Genomic DNA, 25,669 nt, shown 5'->3' on the forward strand with positions numbered 1-25,669 from the left:
CGGGCCGGTTGGTGCGGTGTGTGATGAAGGTCTGACTGGTGATCGTTTTCGGGCATTGCCATACGGAATGGATCACTTGTTTGCCAATCGCCGACATGTGCGCCACGGGAGTGAGATGCGGCGTTAGTTTCGGCTCGTCGAGATCATCACGGGCGTGGCAGGGGGTGTACGGGGTGGGGAAGCGAGTGCGGGGCGGGAAGGGGCGTGAGCTGCGCCCCTACCGTGCACTGGTGGCCCCGTTCGTGGTCGCGCCGCCGTCCGGCTGCCGGATCCGGACCCGGCTGCACCTCTCGCCGACGGACGCGGTGGTACTGCGGGCGGTGGGGGAGCATCTGGGTTCGCTGGCCGGAGCGGACCTCGCTCAGCGGGTACGGATGGGGAACGTACCGGCGGCGAACACCCGGCGGGCGGAGCGCAAGAAGGCCCTGACCAGCCGGTCGTCGTCGCGGTGGGCGGGTGCGATCACCCGGACTTCCGAGGACCAGTACCAGCTGGGACGGCGGGCGTTGAACGCCCGGATCGGCTCCCTGCGGCGAGCCATCGGCGCGATCGAGGCCCGCCTCGCCGTCCCAGCCGGTACCAGCGTCCGTCGGGGGCGTCGTACTGTGCGCGGGTACGCGGACCACGGGGAGCTGCGGGCGAAACAGCAGCGCCTGCAGATCCTGAAAGGTGATCTGCGGCAGGCGGTACGGGAGCGGGATTCCGGCCGGGTGCGGGTCGCCCGGGGCGGGCGCAGGCTGCTGAACTCCCGCCATCACCTCTACGACACCGCGCCCGGGCCGAAGCCGCTGACCGCGACGGCCTGGCAAGCGGAGTTGGGCAGTTGGGGTGAGGAGTGGTCGGCGCGGCGGATGTTCCTGACAGCGGATGGAGAGGCCGGGGCGCCGTTCGGGAACTACACCATCAGCATCAACCCCACCGACGGCACCATCGCCCTCGTCCTGCCCGAACCCCTGCGCCAGCAGCACGCAAACGCCCCGCGCGGCCGCTACCTCCTGGACGCCGCCGCCGTCTTCACCCACCGTGGTCACCAGTGGGCCGACCCGATCAGCACGGGGGCGCCGGTGCGCTACGACATCACCTACGACCCCGGACGCGGGCGCTGGTACCTCGACGCCTCCTGGTCCACCGCGAAGAAGGGTCAGCAGCCTCCTGCCCCGACTCTGGATGTCCTGCGCGCTCACCCGGTGCTGGCCGTCGACGTCAACGCCGACCACCTCGCCGCCTGGATCCTCGACCCGCATGGCAACCCCGTCGGCCAACCCCACACTCTCCCCCTGGAGTTGACGGGCCTGCCAGCCTCCACCCGCGATGCCCGGTTGCGCGAGGCCATCTCCCAGCTCATCCACCTCGCCCAACTCCACGACTGCGCGGCGCTGGTGATCGAGAACCTGGACTTCGCCGACGTCCGCACCACCGGCCGGGAGAAGCTCGGCCGGGGCAGGCGCGGTAAAGCCTTCCGCCGCACGGTGGCCGGGATCCCGACCGCGAAGTTCCGCGACCGGCTCGCCGGGATGGCGCACCATTCCGGGCTCTCGGTGATCGCGGTGGACCCCGCGTACACCAGCAAGTGGGGCGCCCAGCACTGGCTGGGCGCCTTGAAAGAACAGGCTTCCACCGGATCGACCACCACCGTCACGGGGCATCATGCCGCCGCGGTGGTCGTCGGCAGACGCGGTCTGGGCTGCACGGCCCGGCGCAGGAAAGACGGACCCCGCCAAACCCCCACCACCCACGCCATCCGGCGTGCAGAGGCGGGGGCCGTGCGACCGGAGGATCACACCGGGCCAGCCGTCCCCACACCGCCGAGTCACCACACCCCAGACCGCACGGAGCGGACAGCTCCAGGCAGGACGACGCGCAGCACCACACCCGTGGTACGTCAGACGCGAACGCGCCCACCCGGAAAGCACCCGCCCCACGGCCCCACCACCGTTCGGGGGCCCAGCGTTCCACACCAGCTCACGCTGTTCGGAACGCCCGACATGGCCAACAACGGCCAATCAACTCAGGAACGGTAGACCGCGTGCGCGAGCAGCGCCCGGAGCCAGCTCATTCCGCCAGCGTACGGAGTTTCGGGGGGCGCGGTCCGGAGAGGAGGCCGGGCGGAAGGGGCGGGGATGAGCTGGGCGGCCGGGGGTGGTGGAACGGGAGCACAGCGATATGCGTGATGATCCTGGGAGCACCGTCACGATCTCAGGGGAACCAGAACATGCGCGCCATACCGATCGCCGTCACCGCCCTCGTGGCGGCCCTCACCCTGACCGCCTGCAGCGATGGCGGTGGCAGCGACACGAAGGCCACGGCCTCCGCCACGGATGCCGCTGCCGCCGCCACTGCCTGCGAGATCGGCCAGGTCGGCCTGGAGGTCGGCCCCGCCAGCGAGGCCCCGGCCGCCGGCGACACCGGCATCGTGCCCTTCACGATCACCAACAGCGGCGACCAGTGCACGCTGGAGGGCTTTCCCGTCATCGACCTCAACGCCGGCGAGTCCTCCGCGACCGTGGCCGGGGACGAGGCCGCACAGCCGGAGAAGCTGACCCTGGCGAAGGACGACACCGCGACCTTCACCATCACCTACGTACGGGGCGACGCGGCCGACGCCAAGAGCCTCGACGCGAAGACGGTGAAGATCAGCCTGCCGGGCGCCACCGCCACCAAGGACTTCCCGTGGTCGTACGGCCCCGTCGCGGGGAAGACCGAGGCGAGCGACCCGGACGCCTCCGTGAGCCCGTTCCAGCACGCGGGCGACTGAGCCCCCTAGTACGCAACGGTCACGGGATCGGGCGTCGCCCCCTGACCTGCGCCCGGTCCGCCGCCGCGGCCCCCTCCTCCCAGCCGGCCGCGTCGGTCACCCCGCGCAGCCTGGTGGTCACCGTCTGAGGGAACATGCGCTCCATGTGGTCCGCGACCGCCACGTCGCGGGCCACCAGGACCGGCAGCAACTCCCCCTCGGCAGCCGTCACTTGGCTCTCCTGGCTCTCCGCGGCGGACGCGAGCCGGTCGCCGATCCGGTGCGCGTACGCGGCCAGGAACGACTGCCGGAAGGTCTTCGTACGTTTCCGTCCGCCCGCCCGCTGCGCCGCCTCCGCCTTCGTCATCGCGGCGGTGGCCTGCACCAGCAGTGAGGTGTAGAGGAGTTCGACCGCCTCCAGATCGGGTTCGAAGCCGACGACGGTCGAGAAGCCGAGGGCGTCGTTCCACACGGCGCGGCAGCGGTTCGCCCCGGCCACCGCGTCCAGGAGCACCGCCTTGGCCGTCTCGTACGGCGCCTCGACCCCGATCCGGCAGGCTCCGGGCGCGTCCTTGGCATGCGTACGGGCCGCAAGCAGCGCCTCGTCGATGCTGTGCCGCGCCATCAGCTCCTGCGCCTTGGCGCTCAACGCCTCCGCCTCCTCCGGGAACCCGGTCGCCTCGGCCTTCGCCAGCAGGGCACGGATGCGGGTGAGCATGCGGGAGTCCTGCGGGGCGGCGGCCGTTGTCCCCGCGGGTACGTCCAGTGGCTCGATGGAGGGGAGACGGAGGAGCAGCCGGTACAGCTCCAGGGCGGCCGTGGCGTAGGAGAAGCGGTCGGTGCGGGGTGGCTGTGCGTCCAGTTCTTCGAGCTGTGCCGCCCAGCGCGGGCCCCGGGGCTCCCGGCTCTCGCTCACGATCAGCGCCGACACCAGGTGTACGTGTACGTCCTCCAGCTCGCGCCGCACGAACCGTACGAGATCGGCGGGCTGCCAGCCGCGCCGCCACGCCCCGGCGACGAACTCCTCGCCGCGGTGGGCTAGTTCGGAGTCCGAAGCGGGGTCGGCCGCGAGCATCGAGGCGCCGGTGTCGAGGGCCGCGTCGGAGTCGGCGTAGAGGGCGGCCTCGAAGGCACGCTCCACGGTGCTGGGCGTACTGCTGCTCATCCCTCGATCGTGTCACGGGCCGACCGGTGGTACGGCCCGGCCTGCGGGTATGGCCCGGCGTGCAGGTACGGCCCGGCCTGCGGTATGGCTGGCCCTACCCGCAGGAGACCCTCTGGTGGTCGTGTCCTGGCGGTCTCCGGACGGTTCGCTGGAGGGCATGGACACCACAGCCGTACGTATCCGATCCCTGCGCCGTGACTTTGGCGCCGTGGCCGCCCTGGACGGGGTCGACCTGGACTTCGGCGCCGGGACCTTCACCGCCGTGATGGGTCCGTCGGGGTCGGGGAAGTCGACCTTGCTGCAGTGCGCGGCCGGGCTGGAGCGGCCGAGTTCCGGGACCGTGGCCGTCGACGGGGTCGAGCTGGCCGGGCTGAGCGAGCGGCGGCGGACGCTGCTGCGGCGGGAGCGGATCGGGTTCGTGTTCCAGTCGTTCAACCTGCTGCCGTCACTGACGGCCGCGCAGAACGTGGCACTGCCGTTGCGGCTGGCCGGGCGGCGGCCCGCGCGCGGGGCGGTGCGGGAGGCGCTGGCCCGGGTGGGTCTCGCGGACCGCGCCGGACACCGGCCGTCGCAGCTGTCCGGCGGGCAGCAGCAACGGGTGGCGCTCGCCCGGGCGCTGATCACCCGCCCGTCCGTGCTCTTCGGCGACGAGCCGACGGGCGCCCTCGACACCGGGACGAGCCGCGAAGTGCTGTCCCTGCTACGGGAGTTGGTGGACCGCGAAGGCCAGACGACGGTCATGGTCACGCACGACCCGGTGGCCGCCTCGTACGCGGACCGGGTGGTGTTCCTGGTCGACGGGCGGGTGAGCGGGGAGCTGGCGGCCCCTTCGGCGGAGGAGATCGCCGGGCACATGGCCGGACTGACCGGACCGACCGGACCCACCAGGCCGACCGGTCTGGGGCGTGTGGCGTGCTGACCTTGGCAGCCTTGACCTTGTCGTCCTTGCGTGCGCGCTGGGCGTCCCTCCTCGGCTCCTTCGTCGCCGTCGCGCTCGGAGTCGCCGTGATGACGGCGATGGGGCTCGGCCTCACCGCCTCCCTCGACGCATCCCCACGGGCGCCGGAGAGGTTCGCCTCGTCGCCGGTCGTGGTGATGGGCCGGGACACGCTCACGGTGGAGGTCCGGCGGGGGCCGGGTACCGCCCCGGTGTCGAAGAAGCTGGCGCATCCACACCCTGTGGACAGTGAACTGATCGCCGAGCTGCGGGAATTGGGACAAGTCCAGGTGGACGGGGACGTACGGGACGCGGTCGGTGTCGATGCCCCCGTCGCGGCCGTACGAGAGCTTGTCGGCGACCGCGGCCGTGTCCTGACCGGCGACGACCGCCACCAGGCCGACCCCTCCGCCGCTCGCGACGCCGAGGCGCTGGTCGGGGTCAACTCCCTGTTGGGCACCGCCGCCGGGGTCACGGCCTTCGTGTCGGTCTTCGTGACGGCGTCGACGTTCGCGTTCGTAGTCGCGCTGCGGCGGCGGGAGTTCGGGCTGCTCCGGATGGCCGGGGCGACGCCCGGTCAGGTGCGGCGCATGGTGCTCGGGGAGGCGGTCGCGGTGGGGCTCGTGGCCTCGGCGGTCGGATGTGTGTGGGGATCCTGGGCAGCGCCATGGCTGGTGCGGGCGCTGGTGGACGGCGGCGTGGCACCTCCGTGGTTCGCGCTGCGGGGGTCGGTGAGCTGGCCCTACCAAGTCGCCTATGGCGTCGGGTTGTTGGTGGCCGTCGCCGGTGCGTGGGCGGCCTCGCGGCGGGCGGCCCGTATCGGTCCCGTCGAGGCGTTGCGCGAGGCGTCGGTGGACACGGGCCTGATGCCGTGGTCGCGGCGGGCGGTCGGTTTCACACTGCTCGCGGCCGGACTCGGGCTGCTGGCCTGGACGTTGGGGACGGATCCGGCCGCACTGCTCAAGCGGAAGACGTACGTGACGCAGCCGATGGTGCTGATCACGGGGGTGGCTGCGCTGGCGCCGATCCTGGTGCGTCCGGTCGTACGGCTGCTCCGGCTGGATCTGCTGCCCGGGGCCGGCGGGCTCCTCATCCGCGAGAACGCGTCCACCTCCGTGCGGCGAACCGCCGCCGTGGCGGCTCCCGTTCTGGTGACGGTCGCGCTGGCGGGTTCGCTGCTGGGGTCGGCGGCGACGGTGACGGGGGCGAGGGCGACGGAGGCGCGGGAGCAGACTCGGGGGGAGTTCGTGGTCACTGGGGAGGGATCGGGAGCGGGATTGGGCGCGGGATTGGGAGGCGCCTCGGGGGTGGTGCGGGTGGCGGGAGCCACGGTCTCGGCCACCGCCTCCACCGCGGTCTTCGTACTGGAGGAAGGGACGGCTCTCATACGGTCCGACGCGCGGGCGGTGAGCGACGTGGCGGCGTTCGCGTCGGTGGCTCGGCTTCCGGTGGTGGCGGGTGACGTGCGCGATCTCGACGACCGCTCGATCGTCGTGAACGAGGAGTGGGAGCGGCACGAGGTGGGCTCGTGGGTCGGGGTCCGGCTCGGGGACGGACGGCCCGCCCGGCTGCGTATCGTCGCGGTCCTTGCGCAGGGGACGGGGGACAACGGGGCGTATGTGACCTCGGCGAACGCGCCGGGCGCCACGGTCGACCGGCTCGATGTGCGGGTGGCGCGCGGTGCGGACCGGTCGGCGGTCGCCGCGGCGCTGCGGTCGACCGGCGGAACGGTCCGGACCACCTCGGCATGGCTGGCCGCCACCCATCCGCGCACCGGCCCACAGACCCGGCTGGGGCTGCTGGTCGTCCTCGGCATCGCCCTTGTCTACACCGGGATCTCACTCGCCGGGACACTCCTGATGGCCACCTCCGCGCGGGGCGCGGAACTGCGGTCACTGCGGCTCGCGGGGGCCACTCACGGGCAGGTGCTGCGCGTGGTCGCGGGCGAGACGGTGGTGGGGGTCGGCGTGGGGGCGCTGCTCGGGGGCACCGTCGCCGCGGTGAACCTCGCGGGGTTGGCGGCGGCGTTGGGGAGGTTGTCGGCGCCGGTGGGGGTGGGGGTGCCGTGGGGGGTGGTGGCCGGGTGCGTGGGGGTGTGCCTGGTGATCGGGGTGGGGGCTTCGGGGGCGGGGGCTTGGGGGCGGGGGTGATCGCCGTCCTGCCTGTGCGGCGTTTGAGGACGGGCGGTGCCGTCCGGATCCCCCACGGGGTTTCAGCCCGTCGGGCGCTTGAGGACGAGCGGTGCCGCCCCAATCCCCCACCCACGGGGGCTGGGGTTTCAGCCCGTCCGGCGCTTGAGAACGAGCGGTGCCGTCCCTATCCCCCACCCACCCGCGGGCGCCGCGGCTTCAGCCCGTCCGGCGCTTGAGAACGAGCGGTGCCGTCCCTATCCCCCACCCACCCGCGGGCGCCGCGGCTTCAGCCCGTCCGGCGTTTGAGGACGAGGCCGTCCAGGCCGAAAGCGGGGGTCTGGGGGCGCAGCCCCCAGGTACGGGACGGGTAGGGGCGGAGGGGGCGAAAAACCTGTCCCCTCACCCCCCACAGCGGTGTCAACTTCGGGTTGACACTCTCCTACTGTCAACCTACGGTTGACACATGACCACGAACCCACCCGGCACCGCATCCGTACGTCTCGACGACCTCATCGACGCCATCAAGAAGGTCCACACCAACGCACTCGACCAGCTCCAGGACGCGGTGATCGCCGCGGACCACCTGGGCGACGTCGCCGACCACCTGATCGGCCACTTCGTGGACCAGGCCCGGCGTTCGGGCGCGTCCTGGACGGACATCGGCAAGAGCATGGGAGTCACCCGCCAGGCCGCCCAGAAGCGCTTCGTCCCGAAGGCGGAGTCGGACCTCGACCCCAGCCAGGGCTTCGGCCGCTACACACCCCGCGCCCGGAACACGGTCATGGCCGCACACAACGCGGCGAAGACCGCGGGCAACGCCGAGACCGTCCCCGAGCACCTCGTGCTGGGCCTCCTCGCCGAACCCGAGGGGCTCGGCGCCAAGGCGATCACCGCACAGGGCGTGACCCTGGACGCCGTCCGCGAGGCGGCGACCGCGGCGCTCCCGCCGGCCGTCGAGGACGTCCCCGAACTCGTCCCGTACGGCCCCGCCGCCAAGAAGGTCCTGGAACTCACCTTCCGCGAGGCCCTCCGCCTCGGCCACAACTACGTCGGCACCGAGCACATCCTCCTGGCCCTCCTCGAGCACGAGAACGGCGAGGGCCTTCTCAGCGGCCTCGGCGTCGAGAAGACGGCGGCCGAGGCCCACATCGCCCACGTCGTCGAGGAGATCGTGAAGGCGAACCAGCAGACCGGCTGAACAGGCCACGGCCAGCTGACCGACCGCCCCCGGGGCAGAACGGCACGGCTGCTTCGGGACAGAACGGCAGGCCTGCTTCGGGGCTGTTGTCAGACCCTCCTGCGAGACTCGCAATCATGACCGACCGGTGGGCACTCGCACCGGCCGAGGACGGCGGCGCGGAGGTCGCCCCCCTCGGCCCGGACGGGCTGCCCGCAGGCCCGGTGCGCAGGGAACCGGATCTCGTCGACGCCGTGCGGACACGGCCGGACGTGACCCGGTGGGTCTGGCGGTCCACGGCCGACGTATATCCGCGACTGCTCGCCACGGGGGTGCGAGTGGAGCGGTGTTACGACATCGAGGCCGCCGAGACGCTGCTCCTCGGCCACGAGGGACGGCTCGGCGAACCCAGGTCGGCGGCCGCCGCGCTCGCGAGACTGCGCGGCGGCCCCGTACCGCCGGACCCGCCCCAGCGCGCCGCCGAGCCCGGCTCGCAGTCGTCCCTCTTCGAACCGCGCCCGGTCCACGTACCCCTGAAAGACCTCCTGGAGGTGTACGCGGACCAGCGCCACCGCCATGAAGCGACCGCGTTCCCCGAGCGGATGCACCTGCTGACGACGGCCGAGTCGGCGGGGATGCTGGTGGCCGCCGAGATGAACGAGTCGGGGCTGCCCTGGAGCGCGGACGTCCACCGGGAGGTGCTGCACGAACTGCTCGGCGAGCGGTATGCGGGCGGGGGCGAACCCCGGCGGCTGGCCGAGCTCGCCGAAGAGGTCTCGGCGGCCTTCGGGAGGCGGGTCAGGCCCGACCTGCCGGCGGACGTCATAAAGGCCTTCGCGCAGGCCGGTATCAAGGTCAAGTCCACCCGGCGCTGGGAGATCGAGTCCATCGACCATCCGGCGGTGAAGCCGCTGATCGAGTACAAGAAGCTGTACCGGATCTGGGTGGCGCACGGCTGGTCCTGGCTCCAGGACTGGGTGCGGGACGGCCGGTTCAGGCCCGAGTACCTGCCGGGCGGGACCGTCACCGGGCGGTGGGTGACCAACGGCGGCGGGGCGCTGCAGATCCCCAAGGTGATCCGCCGCGCGGTGGTCGCCGACCCCGGCTGGCGGCTCGTCGTGGCCGACGCCGACCAGATGGAGCCCCGGGTGCTCGCGGCGATCTCCCGCGATCCGGGGCTGATGGAGGTCGCGGGCCGCGAGAGCGACCTGTACCAGTCGGTGTCGGACCGGGCGTTCTCCGGCGACCGGGCCCAGGCGAAGCTCGCCGTGCTGGGGGCCGTGTACGGGCAGACGTCCGGAGACGGGCTGAAGAACCTCGCCCTGCTGCGCCGCCGCTTCCCCAAGGCCGTCGCCTATGTGGACGACGCGGCGCGCGCGGGCGAGGAGGGGCGGCTCGTCCGGACCTGGCTCGGGCGTACATGCCCTCCGGCGGTCGGCGCGTCCGACGCGGCCGCATCCGCGTCGGAGGAGGCGGGGCTGCCGCAGGACGATCCCGCCGAGACCACCGGCGACCAGACGTCCGCCTGGGTCCCCGGCTATGCCTCCTCCAACTCCCGCGCCCGCGGCCGCTTCGCCCGCAACTTCGTCGTCCAGGGCAGCGCCGCCGAGTGGACCCTGCTGGTGCTCGCCGCCCTCCGGCGCACCTGCACGGACATGGCGGCCGAGCTGGTCTTCTTCCAGCACGACGAGGTGATCGTGCACTGCCCCGCCGAGGAGGCGGACACCGTGGTGACCGCGATCCGTGAGGCGTCCGATCTCGCGGGCCGCCTCACGTTCGGCGAGACACCGGTGCGTTTTCCGTTCACGACGGCGGTGGTGGAGTGTTATGCGGACGCGAAGTGAGCTCGAGCTCGCTACGGCTGGGACAGCTCACCTCGGGCCGGGACTTCCTGCTACGGCCGGGACTTCTTGCTACGGCCGGGACTTGAGGAGTTCCCGCAGCTCCCCCACCACCGGGGTGTCCGTCCCGTCCAGCGCTTCGAGGGCCGACCGCCACTGCCCGTACGCCCCCTCGGTGTCACCCTCCATGCTCAGCAGCAGCCCGCGCTGGTGACGGGCGAGCCCTCCGCTGTACCCGTCGGCGCGGCTGTCGGCACGGCCGAGGAGCAGGTCGCACTCGCGGGCGGCCCGCGCGCCGAGTCCCACTCCGCGCAGGGCGCGCACCAGCCCGAGGCGGGTCTGGGCCTCGCCGTGCCAGTCGCCGTGGCTGCCGAGAATGCGCAGGCTCTCCTCGAAGTGCGGTAGCGCGGCGGCCGGTTCACCGAGGGTGAGGTGGGCGTAGCCGATGTTGCAGTGCGCGGAGTGCCGGATGATCACGTCGTCCAGCGCGTCGCCGAGCCCGAGGCTCCGCTTGTGGTGGTCGATGGCGGCCCGGGGGTCCGTGTGCTCGTACAGGTTGCCGAGGTTGCTGTAGGTGATGGCCTCGGTGTGCTGGTCCCCCAACCGCCTTGAGAGTTCGAGGCTTTGCAGCAGCGCTTCGCTGGACTCGTCGTGCCGGCCGAGCCCTTCGAGGAGCATGCCTCGGTTGTTCAGGCCCCGCCGTACCCACGACAGGACCCCGAGCCGACGCCAGATCGCCAGCGCCTCGTCGTTCAGCGCGAGCGCCTCGCCCGCACGCCCGGTCATGAAGTGCAGCCCCGCGAGATCTCCGAGCGCGTACGCCTCGGCGGCCTCGTCCCCGAGCCGTCGCGCGGCACGGAGCGCCGACCGCTGGAGCACCTCCGACTCGGCGACGCGGCCACTGCGTTGGGCGTACGGGTGGAGCAGGCGCACCAGAACGGGAACGTACGAGCACACCTGCGCGTACCGCTCCACCAGCGCGACCACGTTCTCCAGCTCCAGATCACCCCAGGCGAAGGCCTCCTTCGCGGAACCGAACGGCTGCGTGGCCGCGACGTCCGCCGCGTGCGAGGGCGGCTGCGAGGTGGTCGGCCTGCTGCGGTCGTCGCGGTCGAGGCCCGGCTCGACGATCGCGGCGAGGGTGCGTGCGGCTACGGCGGCGTACCAGCGAAGGGCGCGTTCGGCGGGGATGGGGGTGTTCGTCGGAGTGAGTGCATCGCCGGGCGGCGCGGGGGCCGGTGTCGCCGCGATCTCGCGGGCGAAGTCGCGGACCAGGTCGTGGGGTGCGTAGCGGCCGTACGCCGTCTCCTCCAGGAGGGCGACGTCGACGAGGCGGTCGAGGGCGGCCTCGGCGCGGCGCTCGTCCGTGCCGGTGAGCCGGGCGAGGAGGGGTGCCCCGTACGCGGGGAGGTCGAGCGCGCCGATACGGCGCAGGGCGAGCGCCGCGTCCCGGTCTGCCTGCCGCTCCGAGGCGTGCAGCGCGTCATGGGCGACGGCCAGCGACCTTCGTACGCTCAGGTCGTCGTACTCGAGATGGTGCAACCGTCCCTCCGTGGCGGCCAGTTGGCCGGCCAGCGCGTCCGGCGTGAGCGCGCGGCGCGCGGCGAGGCGGGCCGCGACGATACGGAGGGCGAGCGGCAGCCGGCCGGTGAGTTCGACGAGGGGGTGTCCGCCGTCGAGCCCCTCCACCCGTCCGGAGACCGCGCGGAGCAGCACCGCGCTGTCCTCGTCCGACAGCGGCGCAAGTGGGAAACGGTGCGCGCCGTCCAGTGCCGTGAGCGGCGAACGGCTCGTCACGATCACCGCGCACCCCGCGCCCGCGGGCAGCAACGGCCGTACCTGCCCGGCGTGCGCGGCGTCGTCGAGCACCATCAGTGTGCGGGTCGGCGCGAGCAGCGACCGGAGCAACGCGGCTGCCGCGTCCGGGTGTTCGGGGATGCGGCGCGGCTCCGTGCCGAGGTCGCGCAGCAGAGCGGCGAGCGCCTGACCGGGCGTGAGCGGGGTCATTCCGGGCGTGGCCCCGTGCAGGTTGAAGTACAGCTGCCCGTCAGGGAAACGCTCCCTCAGCCCATGCGCCACGTGCAGCGCCAGCGCGCTCTTGCCGACGCCCGCCATACCGCTGATGACGGCGACGCGGGGGCCGGTGGTGTGGTGACCGTGATCCGCGTCCAGGACCGGGCGCAACGCCTCTTGTACGTCGCTCCGGCCGGTGAAGTGCGCGGGGGGAGGCGGGAGTTGGGCGGGTCGGGGCGGGGTGGAGTGAGAGGGGGTGCGGGCTGACGGGGCGGAACCCGCGGGTGCGGAACCGGCAGGTAGGGAACCGGCAGGACCGGACTCCGCAGCACCGGACTCCGGGCGGCTTGGCTCCGGGAGGCGGGACTCCGGGCGGCCTGACTCTGAGTCGCGCGGCTCTGAGGAGACGGACTCGGCGGAGCGGGAGCCTGCGGAGCCGGACCTTGCGGAACGAGAACCCACGGAACGGGAGCCCGAGGAGCCGGACCCTGCGGAGCGGGAACCCTCGGAACGGGAGCCCGAGGAGCCGGACCCTGCAGAACGAGAACCCGCAGAGCCAGACACCAAAGACCGCGCCCCCGAGCCCCCCACCCCTTCGCCCTCGCCCGCATCCCGCTCCCCCCAGCCGGAGTTCCCAAGAACCTCCCCCGCGTTCCCCGCGTTCCCCGCGTTCCCCGCGTTCCCCGCGTTCCTCCCGCCCCCCTCCCGAAGGATCTCCAGGTGCGCCTCCCGCACCGCGGCTCCCGGTTCGACGCCGAGTTCCTCGACCAGGCGGGCCCGCAGGTCGCGGTGGACGGCGAGGGCTTCGGCCCGGCGTCCGGTGCGGTGCAGCACGAGCATCAGCAGCCGGTGGAAGGCCTCACGGAGCGGATGCTCGGCAACAAGGGCGGCCAACTCCGGCGCGAGACGGTCCAGTCGAGCCACCCCGGAACAGCCGCCCGCCCCAAGGCCCCCGGAGCTCCCGCCCACCCCAAGGCCCCCGGCATCCCCGGCCCCCGCACCCGCCCCCGCAAGCCACAACTCAGCCTCGTACCCCCACTCCAGAACAAACAGCCGCGCCTCCGTGAGCCGCTGGACGAGCGCGTACCCGCCGCCCTCGGGCGGGAGCCCGCTCAGGGGCGTGCCGCGCCACAGCGCCAGCGCGGTCGCGGACTCGCGCAACGCACGCTCCCAATCGCGCCCGGCGTGCGCTGCACGCGCGGCCGTGACGTGGTTCTCGAAGACACGGACGTCCAACTCGCCCTCGCCGACGCGCAGGACGTACCCCGGCGGCACGGCCCGCAGCCGTTCCGGATCGTCGAGGAGGCGCCGCAGCCGCGTCACATGGTTCTGCAGCGAGGCCTGCGCGGAAGCCGGCGGCGCCCCGCCCCACAACGCGTCCTTGAGCACATCGACCGAGACGACCCGGCCCGGCTCCAGCAGCAGCGCGACCAGCAGGGCACGCATCTTCCCGCCACCGACCGACCGAACCTCGCCGTCGGCGTCGTACAGAACCGGTGGCCCCAGCAGCCCGAACCGCAGTCCACGCGGCAGCCCGTCCCGCATAACGCCGCCCCACTGCCTTCCCGCACACCAACCCGACCGCGCCAACGGCGACTTCCGGCCGCCCGGCGCTCAGTTCCCCGTGGAACCGTTGGCCATTATGTTAGCGATCCGTTGGCGTGGCCTGATGTGATCACTACATCGGATCTGGCCCGACGGCGCGCGCGTTCAACGCGTAACTCGGGGGAGTGTCACCGCCGTGGCCGGATCCGGGGACGCGAGAGGCCCCAGTCGTCGAGGTGAGCGACCGGGGCCTCCGTCTGTCGTGTCAGCCCGAGTACAAGCCGGCGGACATGTGACAACGGTTCTCGGTTCTCGGTTCTCGGTTCTCGGTTCTCGGCTCTCGGCTCTCGGCTCTCGCTTCAGTGAACGGAGAACCCGCCGTCGACGAAGACCGACTGCCCGGTGACGTACGCGGAGGCGCCGCTCGCGAGGAACACCACCGCACCCGCGAAGTCCTCGGCCAGACCGTTGCGCCCGACCATCGTGCGCGCGGCCAGCGCCGCCACCTTCTCCGGGTCGGACGACAACCGTGCGTTGAGCGGAGTCATCACAAAGCCCGGCACCAGCGTGTTGCAGGTGACGCCGTGCGGCGACCACGCCTCGGCCTGGGAGCGGGCCAGCGACTCCAACGCACCCTTGGAGACCCCGTACGCACCACTCTGGACGAACGCCCGGTGCGCCTGCTGGGAGGTGATGTGGATGATCCGCCCGAAGCCCCGCTCGGCCATACCGGGCCCGAACCTGCGGCCCAGCAAGTAGGGCGCCTCCAGGTTCACCGCCATCGTGGTGTCCCACACGTCCTCGTCCAGCTCGCCCATCGGCGGGCGCAGATTGACCCCGGCGCAGTTGACGAGAATGTCGGGCTCCCCGAACACCCCGGCCGCCTGCTCCGCCGCCGCACGCACCCCGTCGCGGGTGCTCAGATCGCCACTCACCCAGGCCGCCCGGCAACCGTCCGCCACCAACTCCTCAACGGTGGCAACCAGTTCCGACTCCTTACGAGCCACAACCACAACACTCGCACCCGCCCGCCCGAGCGCCCCGGCAATAGCCCGCCCGATGCCGGAACTACCCCCCGTCACCACGGCAACCCGGCCGTCCAGCGAAAACAGTTCAGAAAGGTAGGTCTGCGAGGTCATGTCCGCACCCTAGATGGCACACCGAAGGTGACGACGCGCGGGGCGGAACGCGACCGGCCACGCGACTGGGCCGAACCGGGGACCCGAGGTTCCTCCCGGTGTCGGGCCCGGCTCGGCAGGGGACCCATGGAGGGCTCTTTCAGCCTCGGAGACGCCGCGTGCCGGTGTCTGTATCCGACCGTGGCTGTCGTCGGTGGACACGGAACGAGGGATGGCTGTGGCGAAGGCTTATCTGGTCGGCAGTGGGATCGCGTCGCTGTCGGCGGCGGCGTTCCTGATCCGCGAGGGCGGGTTCGCGGGGGACGACATCGTGATCCTGGAGGAGCAGGACCGCGAGGGCGGAAGCCTGGACGCGGCGGGTTCGCCCGAGACCGGGTACACCATGCGCGGCGGGCGGATGTTCGAGGTCCACTTCGACTGCACCTACGACCTGCTGTCGTCGATCCCCTCGCTGGACGACCCGGCGAAGTCGGTCACCGAGGACACGTTCGCGTTCCACGAGGACTTCGCCTGGGACGACCACGCCCGCCTGGTCGACGGACACGGGAACATCATCGACGCGCACTCGATGACGTTCTCCGAGCGCGACCGTCTCGAGCTCGTGAAGTGCGTGGCCACTCCGGAGAAGCTGCTGGACGGCAAGCGCATCGCGGACCTGTTCCACGAGGAGTTCTTCACCACCAACTTCTGGGCGATGTGGTGCACGACCTTCGCGTTCGAGCCCTGGCACAGCGCGATCGAGTTCCGCCGCTACCTCAACCGCTTCGTCCACCTGTTCAAGACCTTCGACACCATGTCGGGGATCTACCGCACCCGGTTCAACCAGTTCGACTCGATCGTGCGCCCGCTCCTTGCCTGGCTGACGGCCCAGGGCGTGACCATCCAGCTCGGCACCCGCATCACGGACCTGCGCCTGGCCGACGGCGACGCACTGACGGTGAAGGCCCTCACCTGGGACCGTGGCGGGAAGTCCGGCGAGACGGCCGTCGGCCCGGACGACCTGGTCCTGGTCACCAACGGCTCGATGACCGCGAACTCCACCCTCGGCTCGACCGACACGGTCCCCGCCCTGGACACCACCTCCTCCAGCGGCGCCTGGCAGCTGTGGGAGACCCTGGCCGCCAAGCGCCCCGGCGCCGGACTGGGCGACCCGAAGGTGTTCGACTCCTCGACGAAGGACTCCACCTGGGAGTCGTTCACCGTCACCACCAAGGACCCGCTCTTCTTCAAGGTGATGGAGGAGTTCAGCGGCAGCGAGGCGGGCAAGGGCGGCCTGATCACCTTCAAGGAGTCCAGCTGGCTGCTGACCATCGTGCTGAACCACCAGCCGCACTTCCGTGAGCAGCCCGAGGACACGTTCGTGTGGTGGGGCTACGCCCTGTTCCCCGACCGGCAGGGCGACTTCGTCGACAAACCGATGTCCGAGTGCACCGGCCGCGAGATCCTCGACGAAGTGCTCCAGCACCTGCCCTTCGCGGAGCGCGAGCGGATCCTGGACGGCTCCATCGTGATCCCCGCGAAGATGCCGTACATCACCAGCCAGTTCCTGGTCCGCAAGGCCGGCGACCGCCCCCAGGTCGTCCCTGAGGGCTCCACCAACCTGGCGTTCATCGGCCAGTACGCCGAGGTCCCCGACGACGTGGTCTTCACCGTCGAGTACTCCGTACGCACCGCCTGGACCGCGGTCGCCCAGCTCCTCAAGCTCGACAGGCAGCCCCCGCCCGTCTACAAGGGCCAGTACGACGCGAAGATCCTCGTCGAGGCCTTGGAGACCCTGCACCGCCGCTGACAAAGGCGTACGGACCATGTTCGGCTGCTACAGCTTCCCCAACCACGTCCTCGCCGACCGCGACGACCTCGGCAACGGCGTCGAGGCGGCATCCCTGCGCACCGAGCTGACCGAGGAACTCCCTTCGGTTAGGAGCGGGACGCCACGGTCGTACGGCATCACGCGGTGGCTGTGACGGTCGAGCGGGAGTGACTCACATGGGCGGGCGGCGCCACCGGGCAGTTGGTGGCGCCGCCCTCTTTTGGTCCGTTACGCGCGGCTCCACCTCTGGGTGGCGTTGCCGAGAGCCGTCCACAGCTGTACCGGCGATCCGTTGGCCGTGGCCCAGTTGTTGACGTCGAGGGCGAGACCGTTGGAGCGGTTGACGACGGACCCGTCCAGGCGGAACCACCACTTCTGGCTGGACTTGCCGTTGCAGGCCCAGAGGATCAGCTTGGTGCCCGCGGTGGTGCCGTCGCCGCTGGCCGCAAGGCAGTTGCCGGCGATGCGGAGTTCACCCGCGGCGGTCTGCGTGATCAGCTGGTTCGTGTTTCCGGAGCAGTCCCAGATCTGCACCTGGACACCCGTCGCGGCGTTCGGAACGTCAAGGCAGCGACCGGAGTTGGCGCCCTTCAGCGTGAAGGACGCGGCGGTCGGCAGCGGGTCCTGGACAAGCTGCCAGTCCTGTGAGCCGTCGGTGGTCGACGCGGCCACGGTGACGGAGCCGCCCGCCGTCGCGCCCGTCATGAACAGGCTCGTGTTGCGGACCGAGCGGAGCTTGTAGTAGCCGTCGGTCGAGGCGACGAGGGTCCACTGCTTGTCGGTGGCTCCGTCGTCGACCCACTGGGCGAGCTTCTGCCCGGCCGTCGCGGTGCCGGTCCAGATGGCGACCGAGCGGCCACCGGTCTTGTTGAGCAGCGTCACGTTGGCGCCCTTGGCCGTCAGATGCCAGCGCTGCGAATCGTCCGCGGCGGCCCGGGCCTTGAGGACCAGGTCGGGCACGTTTCCGGTGAGGTTCGCGTCCTGCGTCTTTCCGGTGTCGGGGCTGAGGACCTGGCCGGTCAGGCGGTTGACGAGGGTGGTGTAGGCGCCGTCGGACCGGCCGAGGTCGACCTCGCCGTACTTCACGGGCCCGACGCTCCCGCCGCTCCAGGCGGCCTGGAGGATGAGGACGCGTCCCGTGCCCTCGACGTACTGGAGATTGCGGCTGTAACCGCTGGGCATCGTCGTCTGGTACTCCTTCCAAGTCCCGGTGCTCAGACCGGACTCGTTCACCCAGACGTTGCCGCTGCCGGACGCGTTGTAGACGATCCGCCCGTCCGGCATCGGGAGGAGCACCGGGCTGCCGCCCGTGGACAGCGTGCGGCCGCCCGAGGGCACAGGGAGTGCGGTGATCGCGGCGTCACCGGCCGCGTAGAACTTCAGCGGGTCGTCCGCGATGCGGTAGCGGACGTTCGTACCGCCGCCCCAATACTCGTACGTGAGAAGCCACTTGCCGTCGGTGGTCGGGGCGATCGTCGTCATGCCCGGGCGGCCGCCGCCGATCTCCGACTTGCCGCCGTTGTTCACGGTGCTTCCCGGGATGTCGACGACCGGCTGGCTCCAGGACGTGCCGCTGCCGCCGTCCCAGGTCTTGTGCACGAGGATCTGGCCGCCCGAGTCCGCCGCCGTGTCGTTGGCCGGGTCGAGGGTGGGGACTCCGGTGGTGGCGTTGTAACCGAGGTAGTCGTTCTCGTCGGAGTAGTAGGCGACGAGCTGTCCGCCTCGGGCGACCAGGTGCGGCTCCCAGAGCGGGTCGACCTGGGCGGAGGTGTTGGCGTTCGAGACGCGGCCGATGGCGCCCGCGCTTCCGCCCTGCCAGCCGCCGGTGGCGATGATGTTCTGGATGCTCCAGGTCGCGCCCTGGTCGGTGCTGGAGTACAGCGCCAGCGCCACGTCCTTGCGGTCGCCGTCACCCGACGGCGTCCAGCTGGAGTTCGCGGCCTTCTGCTCCTGGTAGTAGTAGTCGTCCCCCGAGACGATGCTCGCGAGAAGCAGCGTGCCGGCGCTCAGGTTTCCGACGTTCTGCGGGAGCACGTAGAGATACGGGTTGGTCCAGTTGCTCGTGTACTTCGCGTACTTGGCGTCACTGGACAGGTAGGCGGGGGCTTTGACGTCGGCCAGCTTCTGCCACGTCGTACCGGCGTCGTCGCTCTTGTGGATGGGCATCGTCTGCCCCACCGGAGCCGTCTGACTGTTCTCGAACGCCGCCACGAGCCGGCCGCCCGGGAGTTGGGCCGACTTCGGATAGAGAACACAGGGATTCTTGTTGCACGCGGCGGAATTCTCCGCCACATACAAATTCGCCGGGCTCGGCTGATATGCCTGCGCACCGGTCGCGGAGGCAATGGCGAATGCCAGACCGACGCCGAAGGCTGACACTGCCGCAACAGCCTTACTCATGAAGGGGCTTGTCATCGCGGTTCGTCTGAGCCTGACGGCGGCGGCCGGAGGGCGGGCTGTCGCGAGCACGGCGTTCCTTTCACCCGGGGGAGCGCGCGCCTCGTTTCATAAAAGGGGAGTTGAGGGTGCGCTGGGTAGGACGCCCAGTATTCGGAGCCGACACCGCGATGTCACCGGCACATTTCGAAAGTGTTTCGCACAGTCGCGGGCTACGCGGTATTGACGCGTCGGCGGACGGACGTCGAGGTCCGCAGCACGAGCTCCGTGGCCAGTTCGATACGAGGCGACGCGGGCGCCCGACCCTGGGCAAGCTCCAGGAGCACCCTGGTCGCCTCGCGTCCCAGTTCCTCGAAAGGCTGTCGTACGGCGCTCAGCGGCGGGCAGGCCATGGCCGCCACCAGCGTGTCGTCGAAGGACATCACCGCCAGGTCGTCCGGCACGGCGAGCCCCAGCTGACGGGCCGCCTCCAGCACACCGAGCGCCTGCGCGTCACTGGCCGCGAAGACGGCCGTGGGCGGATCGTCCGCCCGCAGGATCTGCGCGCTGGTGGCGAGCGCCTCGGCGTAGTCGAAGTCGGTCGAGCGGACGATCGCCGGATCGTAGGCGAGCCCGGCCTCCTCCAGCGCGGCCCGGTAACCGTGCACCCGCGCCGCCCCGGCCAGGGAGTGGGAGCGCCCCGCGACCATGCCGATACGGGTGTGTCCGAGGTCCAGCAGATGCTTCACGGCGTCCCGGGCACCGCTCCAGTTCGTCACCCCGATGCTGGGAATGTCCTCCGAGGGCGCGCTGAGCGGATCGATCAGGACGACCGGGAGCCGCTGCTCGACGATGCGGCGCTGGTCCTCCTCGGACAGCATCGAGATCACGATGACGATCCCCGCCGCACCGAGCGCCACACACTCCTGCAGCCACCCGGAGATCGACCGCCGGCTCGTCGTCCCGGTGACCACGTCGATCCCGAGCCCGCCGGCCGCGTCCACGATGCCGCGGACCACCTCAAGCGTGTACGGCCCCGACAGGTCCCGGAACACCGCGATGATCTGCCGGGGTGTCGCGGGATCCCGCTCCCACGGGCGGACGAACCCGTGCCGCGCCAGCAGTTCCTCGACCCGCTCACGCGTCGCCGCGCCGACGTCCCGGCGCCGGTGCACCACCTTCGACACCGTGCTGAGCGAGACCCCCGCCTCACCGGCGATGCTCGTCAGAAGGCCGTACTGCGCCTCCAGCTGTCCCTTGCCGCGACCTGTCACTCGATGCCCGTTCCGCTCGCCGAACACCGATACGCCGGACCGCACCGCGTATCTGTCCACAAACTTCGCCGCAAGGTAACGGGGCACGGCAGGCGGAGGCAAGACCGATGCACACGCCGCCCTCCGTCCCACCGCAGGAGGATCCACCTCTGAGCTCCCGGCTCCCGGCTCCCGGCTCTCAGCTCTCAGCTCTCAGCTCTCAGCTCTCAACCGTCGGAGCCGGAGGCGGACACCCTCGCCCGGTTCGGACAGCGCGCGCCGGCGGGTGGCCAGTGTCCAGCCGACGGCCGCGATCGCGGCGAGCGTGAGGACGGCCAGCATCAGCGTGGTGTGGGATCCGGCGCTGTCGGCCGCCCGGGCGACCGGGTTGGGCATGCCGAGCCGGTCGGCCAGCCAGCCGAGGGCCGCCGTGCCGGTGAGCAGCGCGCCGCCCACCCGCAGCGCGGGCTGTACCCGCATCCGCGCGATCACGAGCAACGAGGGCAGAGCGAGGCACACCAGGAGGAGCTGGACCAGCTCGATGCCCAGGTTGAAGCCGAGGAGGCTGAACACGAGCTGTCCGGTGGACAGTTGCATCTCGGCGAGCACGAAGGAGAACGCCATGCCGTGGCCGAGCCCGAAGACGCCGGCCACGACCGCTTCCCTGCCCGCGAACAGCGGGCGGATCGCGTGCACGGCGCCGAGGAGGATGCTCGCGGCGATGAACGCCTCGACCGGCCGGCCGGGAATCTCCAGGCGACCGAGGGCAGTTGCGGCCAGCGCGACGGAGTGGCCGACGGTGAAGGCGATCGTGATGCGGCCGATACGCCCGAGCGCGGCACGGGCGCCGACCAGACCGCTCCAGCGTCCCCCGGCGGCCATCAGCGGTGCGGGCAGCAGCAGGATGAGCAGGAACAACAGATGGTCGGTGCCGGTGAGGATGTGGTCGCCGCCGAGTTCGACCATGGCGAGGAAGCCGCGCCAGGCGCTGCCGTCACCGAGGTCGACGGTCAGCGCCGGAACGGTCATGCTCCGGACGTCGAGACGGACGGTGCCGACCTGGGTGGCACTCACGTCGTCGCCGACCTGACCGGCGGCCCAGTCCTGTCGTACCGTCACCAGCGCCACGTGGGTGACGACCTGGTGGACGATCACGTCGTAGTCCAGCTTGAAGTGCCGTACGTCGGCACCGGCCGGCGGGGTGAGCACGGCCTTGGCGATCAGCTCGCGGTAGGGGCCGGTGGAGGTCTGCTCGGTGCTGCTGAGGCTCAGCGCGCCGATGCTGACCTGCCAGGCCTCGCCCTTGAGGGTGGTCGGGCGGATGTGCTGGGCGAGGTAGGTGCGGACGGCCTTGGCCTTGGTGGGCAGGGCGGCCGATTCGATGGTGGTCAGATCGATGCCGCCGGCCGTGGCGAGGTCGCCGACGGGCAGTTCAAGGCGCGCGGTGACCGAGTCCTTGTACACGTCGAGCTGGACCACTGAGTGCGGCATCGGATGCGCGGCGGCCGGCGACGCTCCGAGAAGGAGCGCCGCCGGTACCGCGATCGCGATCCCGGCCACCAGGCGAAGTGCTGTGGTCAGCCAGTTTCGCGGTCGGGTCATGAGAAGGAGAACTCGCTGCCGTAGTCGCGGGTGTGGTCGCGGTACACCGTGTGGTAGTGGACCTTGCCCTGGATGACGAGGCCGTTCTGGCAGACGAACTCGACCCAGACGCCGGGGCCGTCGATGCGCACGTAGTCGCCCTGGGTGTCGAGGGCGGTGCCGCCGGAGTAGCTGACGTAGGTCTCGTTCAGCTCACGCTCGTACGTCTTCATGAGCTTCTTCGCGGTGGCGTCGTCCACGTTGGCGACCCAGGGGTGAATGGCCTTCAGGACCAGCTGCTTCTGCTTGGGCGACAGCTCGCTGACCTTGATGCCTTCCTTGGTCTCCGGGAACTGGCCGTCCTCACCCGGGCCGAGGAGCACGTCGTTGTACGTCCCGGACAGCTTGGCCGTGGCCAGCTGCTCGGTGCTCAGGCTGCCGGTCAGCGCGAGCATGCCGTTGCGCTGTTCCTCCAGCGGCGAGTACGTGGTGCCGTCGTCGGCGGTCCAGGTGGTCGGCTCGACACCTATGAAGAAGGGGCTGGCGCCTGCCACCTTGCCCTTCTTGTAGGTGAGGTTCACGGCGAGGTGGTGACCGCCGAAGTGCAGCTGCCAGGTGCCGTCCGCCGAGGGGGTGCCCAGGAACGCCATGTAGTAGAGGCCACTGCCGTAGCCGAAGGAGCCGCCTCCGCCGGTGCCGCCGGAGGGCGGGGCGCCGGTCGGAGCGTCGGTGGCCGTGGAGCTCGGGACCGCCGTGGCGGACGGGTCGGCGGAGGCCGTGCTCGACGCGGTGTCCGAGGGCGCCGGGCCCGTCCCCGCGGAGCTGGTGGCCTGCACCGAGGCGAGCACATCGTCGGCCTTGATGATCTGCGTGATCTGGTCGTACCCGCTGCCCTTGCCGGTGCCCGTAGCCACCTTCAACAGCTGCACGGCGGCGGCCAGCTGAGTGTCGCTCAGTGAACCGAGCTCGATGCCGGGACGGCAGGTCGACCCGCAGGGGAGGTTCGACCATGCCGTGGCGTTCGCCTCGGTGAGCTCAAGGAGCACCTCGGCCTGCTGGTCGGCGTCCAGCGTGTTCAGGAACGCGTTGGCGGCGCTGACCACGGCCTTGGTGCCGGTGGCCTGCTTGTCGACGGGGCGCTGGAGGCCTGCGGCCGATTTACCTGTCGATATATCCGTCGATGCGTTTGCCACGGCAAAGCCACCGCCGACAAGGACGACCGCCGTGATGGCACCGGCCACCCTCCGCGAATTCCGCCGCATACGCACTCGACGGGTTCTTTCTCTGCTCATGAACCACTCCTTCAAGTCTGGAACGAAGCCCGTTCCACTGCGACCTCGACCGCTCATCAGCAGCTACGGGCAGGACAGAAGCGCACGGCAGACACCTGCGCGCCGTCCGTGCGATTGTTGACAAGATTATCGACAGTCTTACCGGAATCTCAATGCATCTTCAGATGAACAAAAACATTCCTAGGTTGCGCCACAGCACAGGGTGAATTCACTGAATTCGCTTACGAATTTGACAGGCTGCCCTTATCGCGCGAATAGAATTTCCTGCTATTGCCGATAACCGGCCGGGGGCAGGTGGCACGAGCATGGCGCGGCCGAGGGGGCAGGGCGCGGGAGCATGACGCGGTCACGTCGATCGCGGCTGCGTCGACCATCGCGTCGTCACCGGGTCGTCACCGCGTCCGGAAAAAGCAAAAGCCCCAGGTCACGGCGAGTGAGTCCTGAGGCTTCTACAGAGCCGCCTTCGGGATTCGAACCCGAGACCTTCGCATTACGAGACCATGAGTGTTCGTGTTGCGTGGTGCTTCGTCGTGCTGTCCGGTGATGTTTTACCTGATCAGAGCACGTGCAACAGGTTGACCCGTGCCACCCCGTGATGCACCGTCCAAAGGCGTCTGTCCACCGGCTGTCCACCGGTGGGGCTCTCACCGGCCCGCCCGCGAGACTGCCGCTCGGCTGTCAGCGCTACTGTCGGGCGGCCGGAGGGCCGAGCGGAAGTCACTGTGGGACCTCTACAAGCGCCCCTCTGGTGGGTTCGGGCAGCGCGCAGCCCCACGTACCACCTCACCCTGGCTGCCACCTGGCCCTCAGCCTCAAATTCGGAATACTCGCCGACTGCCTTGCCCGGGCGCATTGCTCCTGCTCGTGCGCCGAAGCGCCGATAACCGGTGAAAGAGCCCGCACCAGTTGGCGCCAGGGTCGGCTGGGTCATCTCTCGTCGATCCGTTCACCGAGGATCTCGGCGGCCCAGGCACGCAGCCGTCGACGCATGGCCTCCACCTGGCCACCATCGACGCCGTAGACCTCGTACTCCCGGTCCGGCCAACGGTCGACCGCCCGCAGCGCCTGGGCGAAATAGCGCGGATCGAACCCAGCATCGTGCTCCGACGCCAACTCCAGCAGCCGATCACCCGGGTACTGCCCGGAAGCGAGCGCGGCACTCACATCGAGGTAATCACGCGGCGCGGCCCGTCCGAACAGCGTGGTCACCTTGTTGGCCACCGCGTCGTCGGGGTGCAGTACGGGACCGATCTCCAAAACAGCAGGCGGCCGAGCCCGCCAGTCGCACCCGAGCTCTACCTTCGCCGTGTGTCCCCGTTCGTCAGCAACCGCGAACCGGGCGAACACCCCACCGGACTTCTCCACCTCAACGGTCAGGTCTGCCGCCCGGTACGCCGCAGCCACCGCACCGACTGCCTCGGAGAAGGCAACCGGGTCAGCGTTGTCCGTGAACAGGTCGACGTCATCCGACAGCCGCTCCAGGAACCCGTGCACCTGCACCGCATACCCGCCGGCCAGGACAAAGCCGTAACTCGCGGCGGCTCCAAGACCGATACGGGCGAGCCGGGAGTGAAACGGATCCATGCCGACGAATCCTACGCAGCCCTGCGGGCCAGCTCCGGGAAGCGCCCCTCCCACATCAGCCGCACCCGCGGCGGAAGCCACAGCCTCTGCCACACCGCTGAGAGAAGCACCGGGTCGAGGAACTGCCGCAGCTCCTCCACATGCATGGCCTCGCGGATGACCGTCTCATAGAGCATCCGCAGGTCAACGTCGTCCGACAGGTCGTAGGCACTCTTCGGTGTCCAGTCCAACGCGGTCGGCAAAGCCACGACCCCGTCCGTCGGACCGGCCAGCTCATCCAGGGTCTCCGGAACCGTGTACGGCCGGATCTCCGCATACCGCACCCGTGTCTCCATGCGCTCAGTATGCCCAGCCTCGGCCCCGGACAGCCACAGCCATCTGCTCAGGGGGCGCCGTCGATCAGGGCCTGCAGGAGGCTGAGCCCGCGGATCCGTCCGGGTCAGGCCAGTGGGTAGCCCTGGGCGAGCAGGGCTTTGCGGAACGCGGGGAGCCTCTCGGCGGGGACGGCCAGCTGCCGCTCACCGGGGCGGGTGCAGAGGCCGCGCAGGCGGCGGCCGCCCGCAAGAAGAGCAGCCGGGGCTTCGTCGGCGCACTCGATGAGGTGGACCGATCCGGTGCCGCGGACCCTGCCGAGGCGGCATTCGGTGTCATCCAGCAGGGTGGCTGACCCGTTCCGGGTTGCGGCAGCGGCTGCGAGGACGCCCGGGCAAGGTAACGGCGGAACTCCTTCAGGGTGCGCTTGGTGTCCAGGGCGCTCGGGAGGGAGGCGGCGCTCAGGGGCCACACCCGGTCGGAGGTCTTGTCGGCGAAGGCGTCAAGGAGCAGAGCGTCGGTAGGACGCAGTCCGTCGAGGGCGACGCGTAGCGGTGTTGCGCAGCCGAGGCAGTGCGCCTCCGTCAGTGCGTCCGGCCGTTGGCAAGAGCCCTCTCCTGCGGTCACAGGAGAGGGCTCTCGGGGTCCCGGCTGTGCGACCAGACAGGCAACCGGGGCCGACCGCCGGTGAGGACCCCTGAGGCGTGAAGGCCCGCAGACGGCGATTGGGTGGGCCTCCATCCGGCTCTCGCTCGTCCCCGGTGGAGGTCGCGCGTAA

General features: G+C 70.8%; 17 protein-coding genes. 8 read left to right on the top strand and 9 right to left on the bottom strand.

Translation table 11 applies throughout. From position 1 onward, the window contains the following. Nucleotides 1-230 precede the first annotated feature (230 nt). Nucleotides 231-2,021, top strand: a complete 1,791-nt coding sequence (locus OG246_RS06475; protein WP_266457137.1) for a hypothetical protein — start codon at nucleotides 231-233, stop codon at nucleotides 2,019-2,021. A 191-nt stretch (nucleotides 2,022-2,212) separates the two neighbouring features. Continuing rightward, the gene (locus OG246_RS06480) at nucleotides 2,213-2,755 is read left to right on the top strand and encodes a DUF4232 domain-containing protein (protein ID WP_266457144.1); all 543 of its coding nucleotides are present in this window, start codon (nucleotides 2,213-2,215) and stop codon (nucleotides 2,753-2,755) included. Between the two features lie 19 nt (nucleotides 2,756-2,774). Here the strand turns inward: OG246_RS06480 and OG246_RS06485 are convergent, their stop codons facing one another. Then, a complete protein-coding gene (locus OG246_RS06485) occupies nucleotides 2,775-3,899 on the bottom strand; it encodes a DUF2786 domain-containing protein (protein ID WP_266457147.1) in 1,125 nt (374 codons plus the stop codon). Nucleotides 3,900-4,056: 157 nt separating this feature from the next. Here OG246_RS06485 and OG246_RS06490 point away from each other — a divergent pair, with 157 nt between their 5' ends. The 4 genes from OG246_RS06490 (at nucleotide 4,057) to OG246_RS06505 (ending at nucleotide 9,989) form a co-directional block, all read left to right on the top strand. Further along, nucleotides 4,057-4,818, top strand: a complete 762-nt coding sequence (locus OG246_RS06490; RefSeq protein WP_266457149.1) for an ABC transporter ATP-binding protein — start codon at nucleotides 4,057-4,059, stop codon at nucleotides 4,816-4,818. An 11-nt stretch (nucleotides 4,819-4,829) separates the two neighbouring features. Beyond that, entirely contained in the window at nucleotides 4,830-6,986 is a 2,157-nt protein-coding gene (locus OG246_RS06495; protein WP_323178277.1) for an ABC transporter permease, read from the top strand. A gap of 445 nt (nucleotides 6,987-7,431) precedes the next feature. Then, entirely contained in the window at nucleotides 7,432-8,166 is a 735-nt protein-coding gene (locus tag OG246_RS06500) for a Clp protease N-terminal domain-containing protein (protein ID WP_266457154.1), read from the top strand. 116 nt (nucleotides 8,167-8,282) lie between these two features. Then, nucleotides 8,283-9,989: a bifunctional 3'-5' exonuclease/DNA polymerase gene (locus tag OG246_RS06505; RefSeq protein ID WP_266457157.1), complete on the top strand. Its 1,707-nt coding sequence runs from the start codon at nucleotides 8,283-8,285 to the stop codon at nucleotides 9,987-9,989. 69 nt (nucleotides 9,990-10,058) lie between these two features. On the opposite strand, the gene OG246_RS06510 is transcribed toward OG246_RS06505, so the two are convergent. Both OG246_RS06510 and OG246_RS06515 read right to left on the bottom strand, forming a co-directional pair. Beyond that, nucleotides 10,059-13,544 (bottom strand): BTAD domain-containing putative transcriptional regulator, encoded by a 3,486-nt coding sequence (locus OG246_RS06510; RefSeq protein ID WP_266457160.1) that lies wholly within the window; start codon nucleotides 13,542-13,544, stop codon nucleotides 10,059-10,061. 359 nt (nucleotides 13,545-13,903) lie between these two features. Further along, nucleotides 13,904-14,683, bottom strand: coding sequence for an SDR family NAD(P)-dependent oxidoreductase (locus OG246_RS06515; RefSeq protein WP_266457163.1), 780 nt, complete (start codon nucleotides 14,681-14,683; stop codon nucleotides 13,904-13,906). Nucleotides 14,684-14,900: 217 nt separating this feature from the next. Here OG246_RS06515 and OG246_RS06520 point away from each other — a divergent pair, with 217 nt between their 5' ends. After that, nucleotides 14,901-16,472 carry an oleate hydratase gene (locus OG246_RS06520; RefSeq protein ID WP_266463931.1) on the top strand — a complete coding sequence of 524 codons (1,572 nt, stop codon included), beginning with the start codon at nucleotides 14,901-14,903 and terminating at the stop codon, nucleotides 16,470-16,472. A gap of 16 nt (nucleotides 16,473-16,488) precedes the next feature. Next, nucleotides 16,489-16,647, top strand: coding sequence for a hypothetical protein (locus OG246_RS06525; protein ID WP_266457166.1), 159 nt, complete (start codon nucleotides 16,489-16,491; stop codon nucleotides 16,645-16,647). A 74-nt stretch (nucleotides 16,648-16,721) separates the two neighbouring features. On the opposite strand, the gene OG246_RS06530 is transcribed toward OG246_RS06525, so the two are convergent. The 6 genes from OG246_RS06530 to OG246_RS06555 form a co-directional block, all read right to left on the bottom strand. Further along, nucleotides 16,722-18,893 (bottom strand): RICIN domain-containing protein, encoded by a 2,172-nt coding sequence (locus tag OG246_RS06530; RefSeq protein WP_323178278.1) that lies wholly within the window; start codon nucleotides 18,891-18,893, stop codon nucleotides 16,722-16,724. Nucleotides 18,894-19,102: 209 nt separating this feature from the next. Further along, nucleotides 19,103-20,143 carry a substrate-binding domain-containing protein gene (locus OG246_RS06535; protein WP_266457172.1) on the bottom strand — a complete coding sequence of 347 codons (1,041 nt, stop codon included), beginning with the start codon at nucleotides 20,141-20,143 and terminating at the stop codon, nucleotides 19,103-19,105. A 192-nt stretch (nucleotides 20,144-20,335) separates the two neighbouring features. Continuing rightward, nucleotides 20,336-21,724 (bottom strand): HupE/UreJ family protein, encoded by a 1,389-nt coding sequence (locus OG246_RS06540; protein ID WP_266457175.1) that lies wholly within the window; start codon nucleotides 21,722-21,724, stop codon nucleotides 20,336-20,338. Continuing rightward, complete coding sequence (locus tag OG246_RS06545; protein WP_266457178.1) at nucleotides 21,721-22,896, bottom strand: DUF3500 domain-containing protein; 1,176 nt, start codon at nucleotides 22,894-22,896, stop codon at nucleotides 21,721-21,723. The genes OG246_RS06540 and OG246_RS06545 overlap by 4 nt, the downstream gene beginning before the upstream one ends. 1,026 nt (nucleotides 22,897-23,922) lie before the next feature. Continuing rightward, nucleotides 23,923-24,579: a nucleotidyl transferase AbiEii/AbiGii toxin family protein gene (locus OG246_RS06550; protein WP_266457181.1), complete on the bottom strand. Its 657-nt coding sequence runs from the start codon at nucleotides 24,577-24,579 to the stop codon at nucleotides 23,923-23,925. An 11-nt stretch (nucleotides 24,580-24,590) separates the two neighbouring features. Next, the gene (locus OG246_RS06555) at nucleotides 24,591-24,914 is read right to left on the bottom strand and encodes a hypothetical protein (RefSeq protein ID WP_266457183.1); all 324 of its coding nucleotides are present in this window, start codon (nucleotides 24,912-24,914) and stop codon (nucleotides 24,591-24,593) included. Nucleotides 24,915-25,669: the final 755 nt, after the last annotated feature.

Origin of the sequence: Streptomyces sp. NBC_00620 (assembly GCF_026341825.1) — a bacterium.
Classification (GTDB): Bacteria; Actinomycetota; Actinomycetes; order Streptomycetales; family Streptomycetaceae; genus Streptomyces.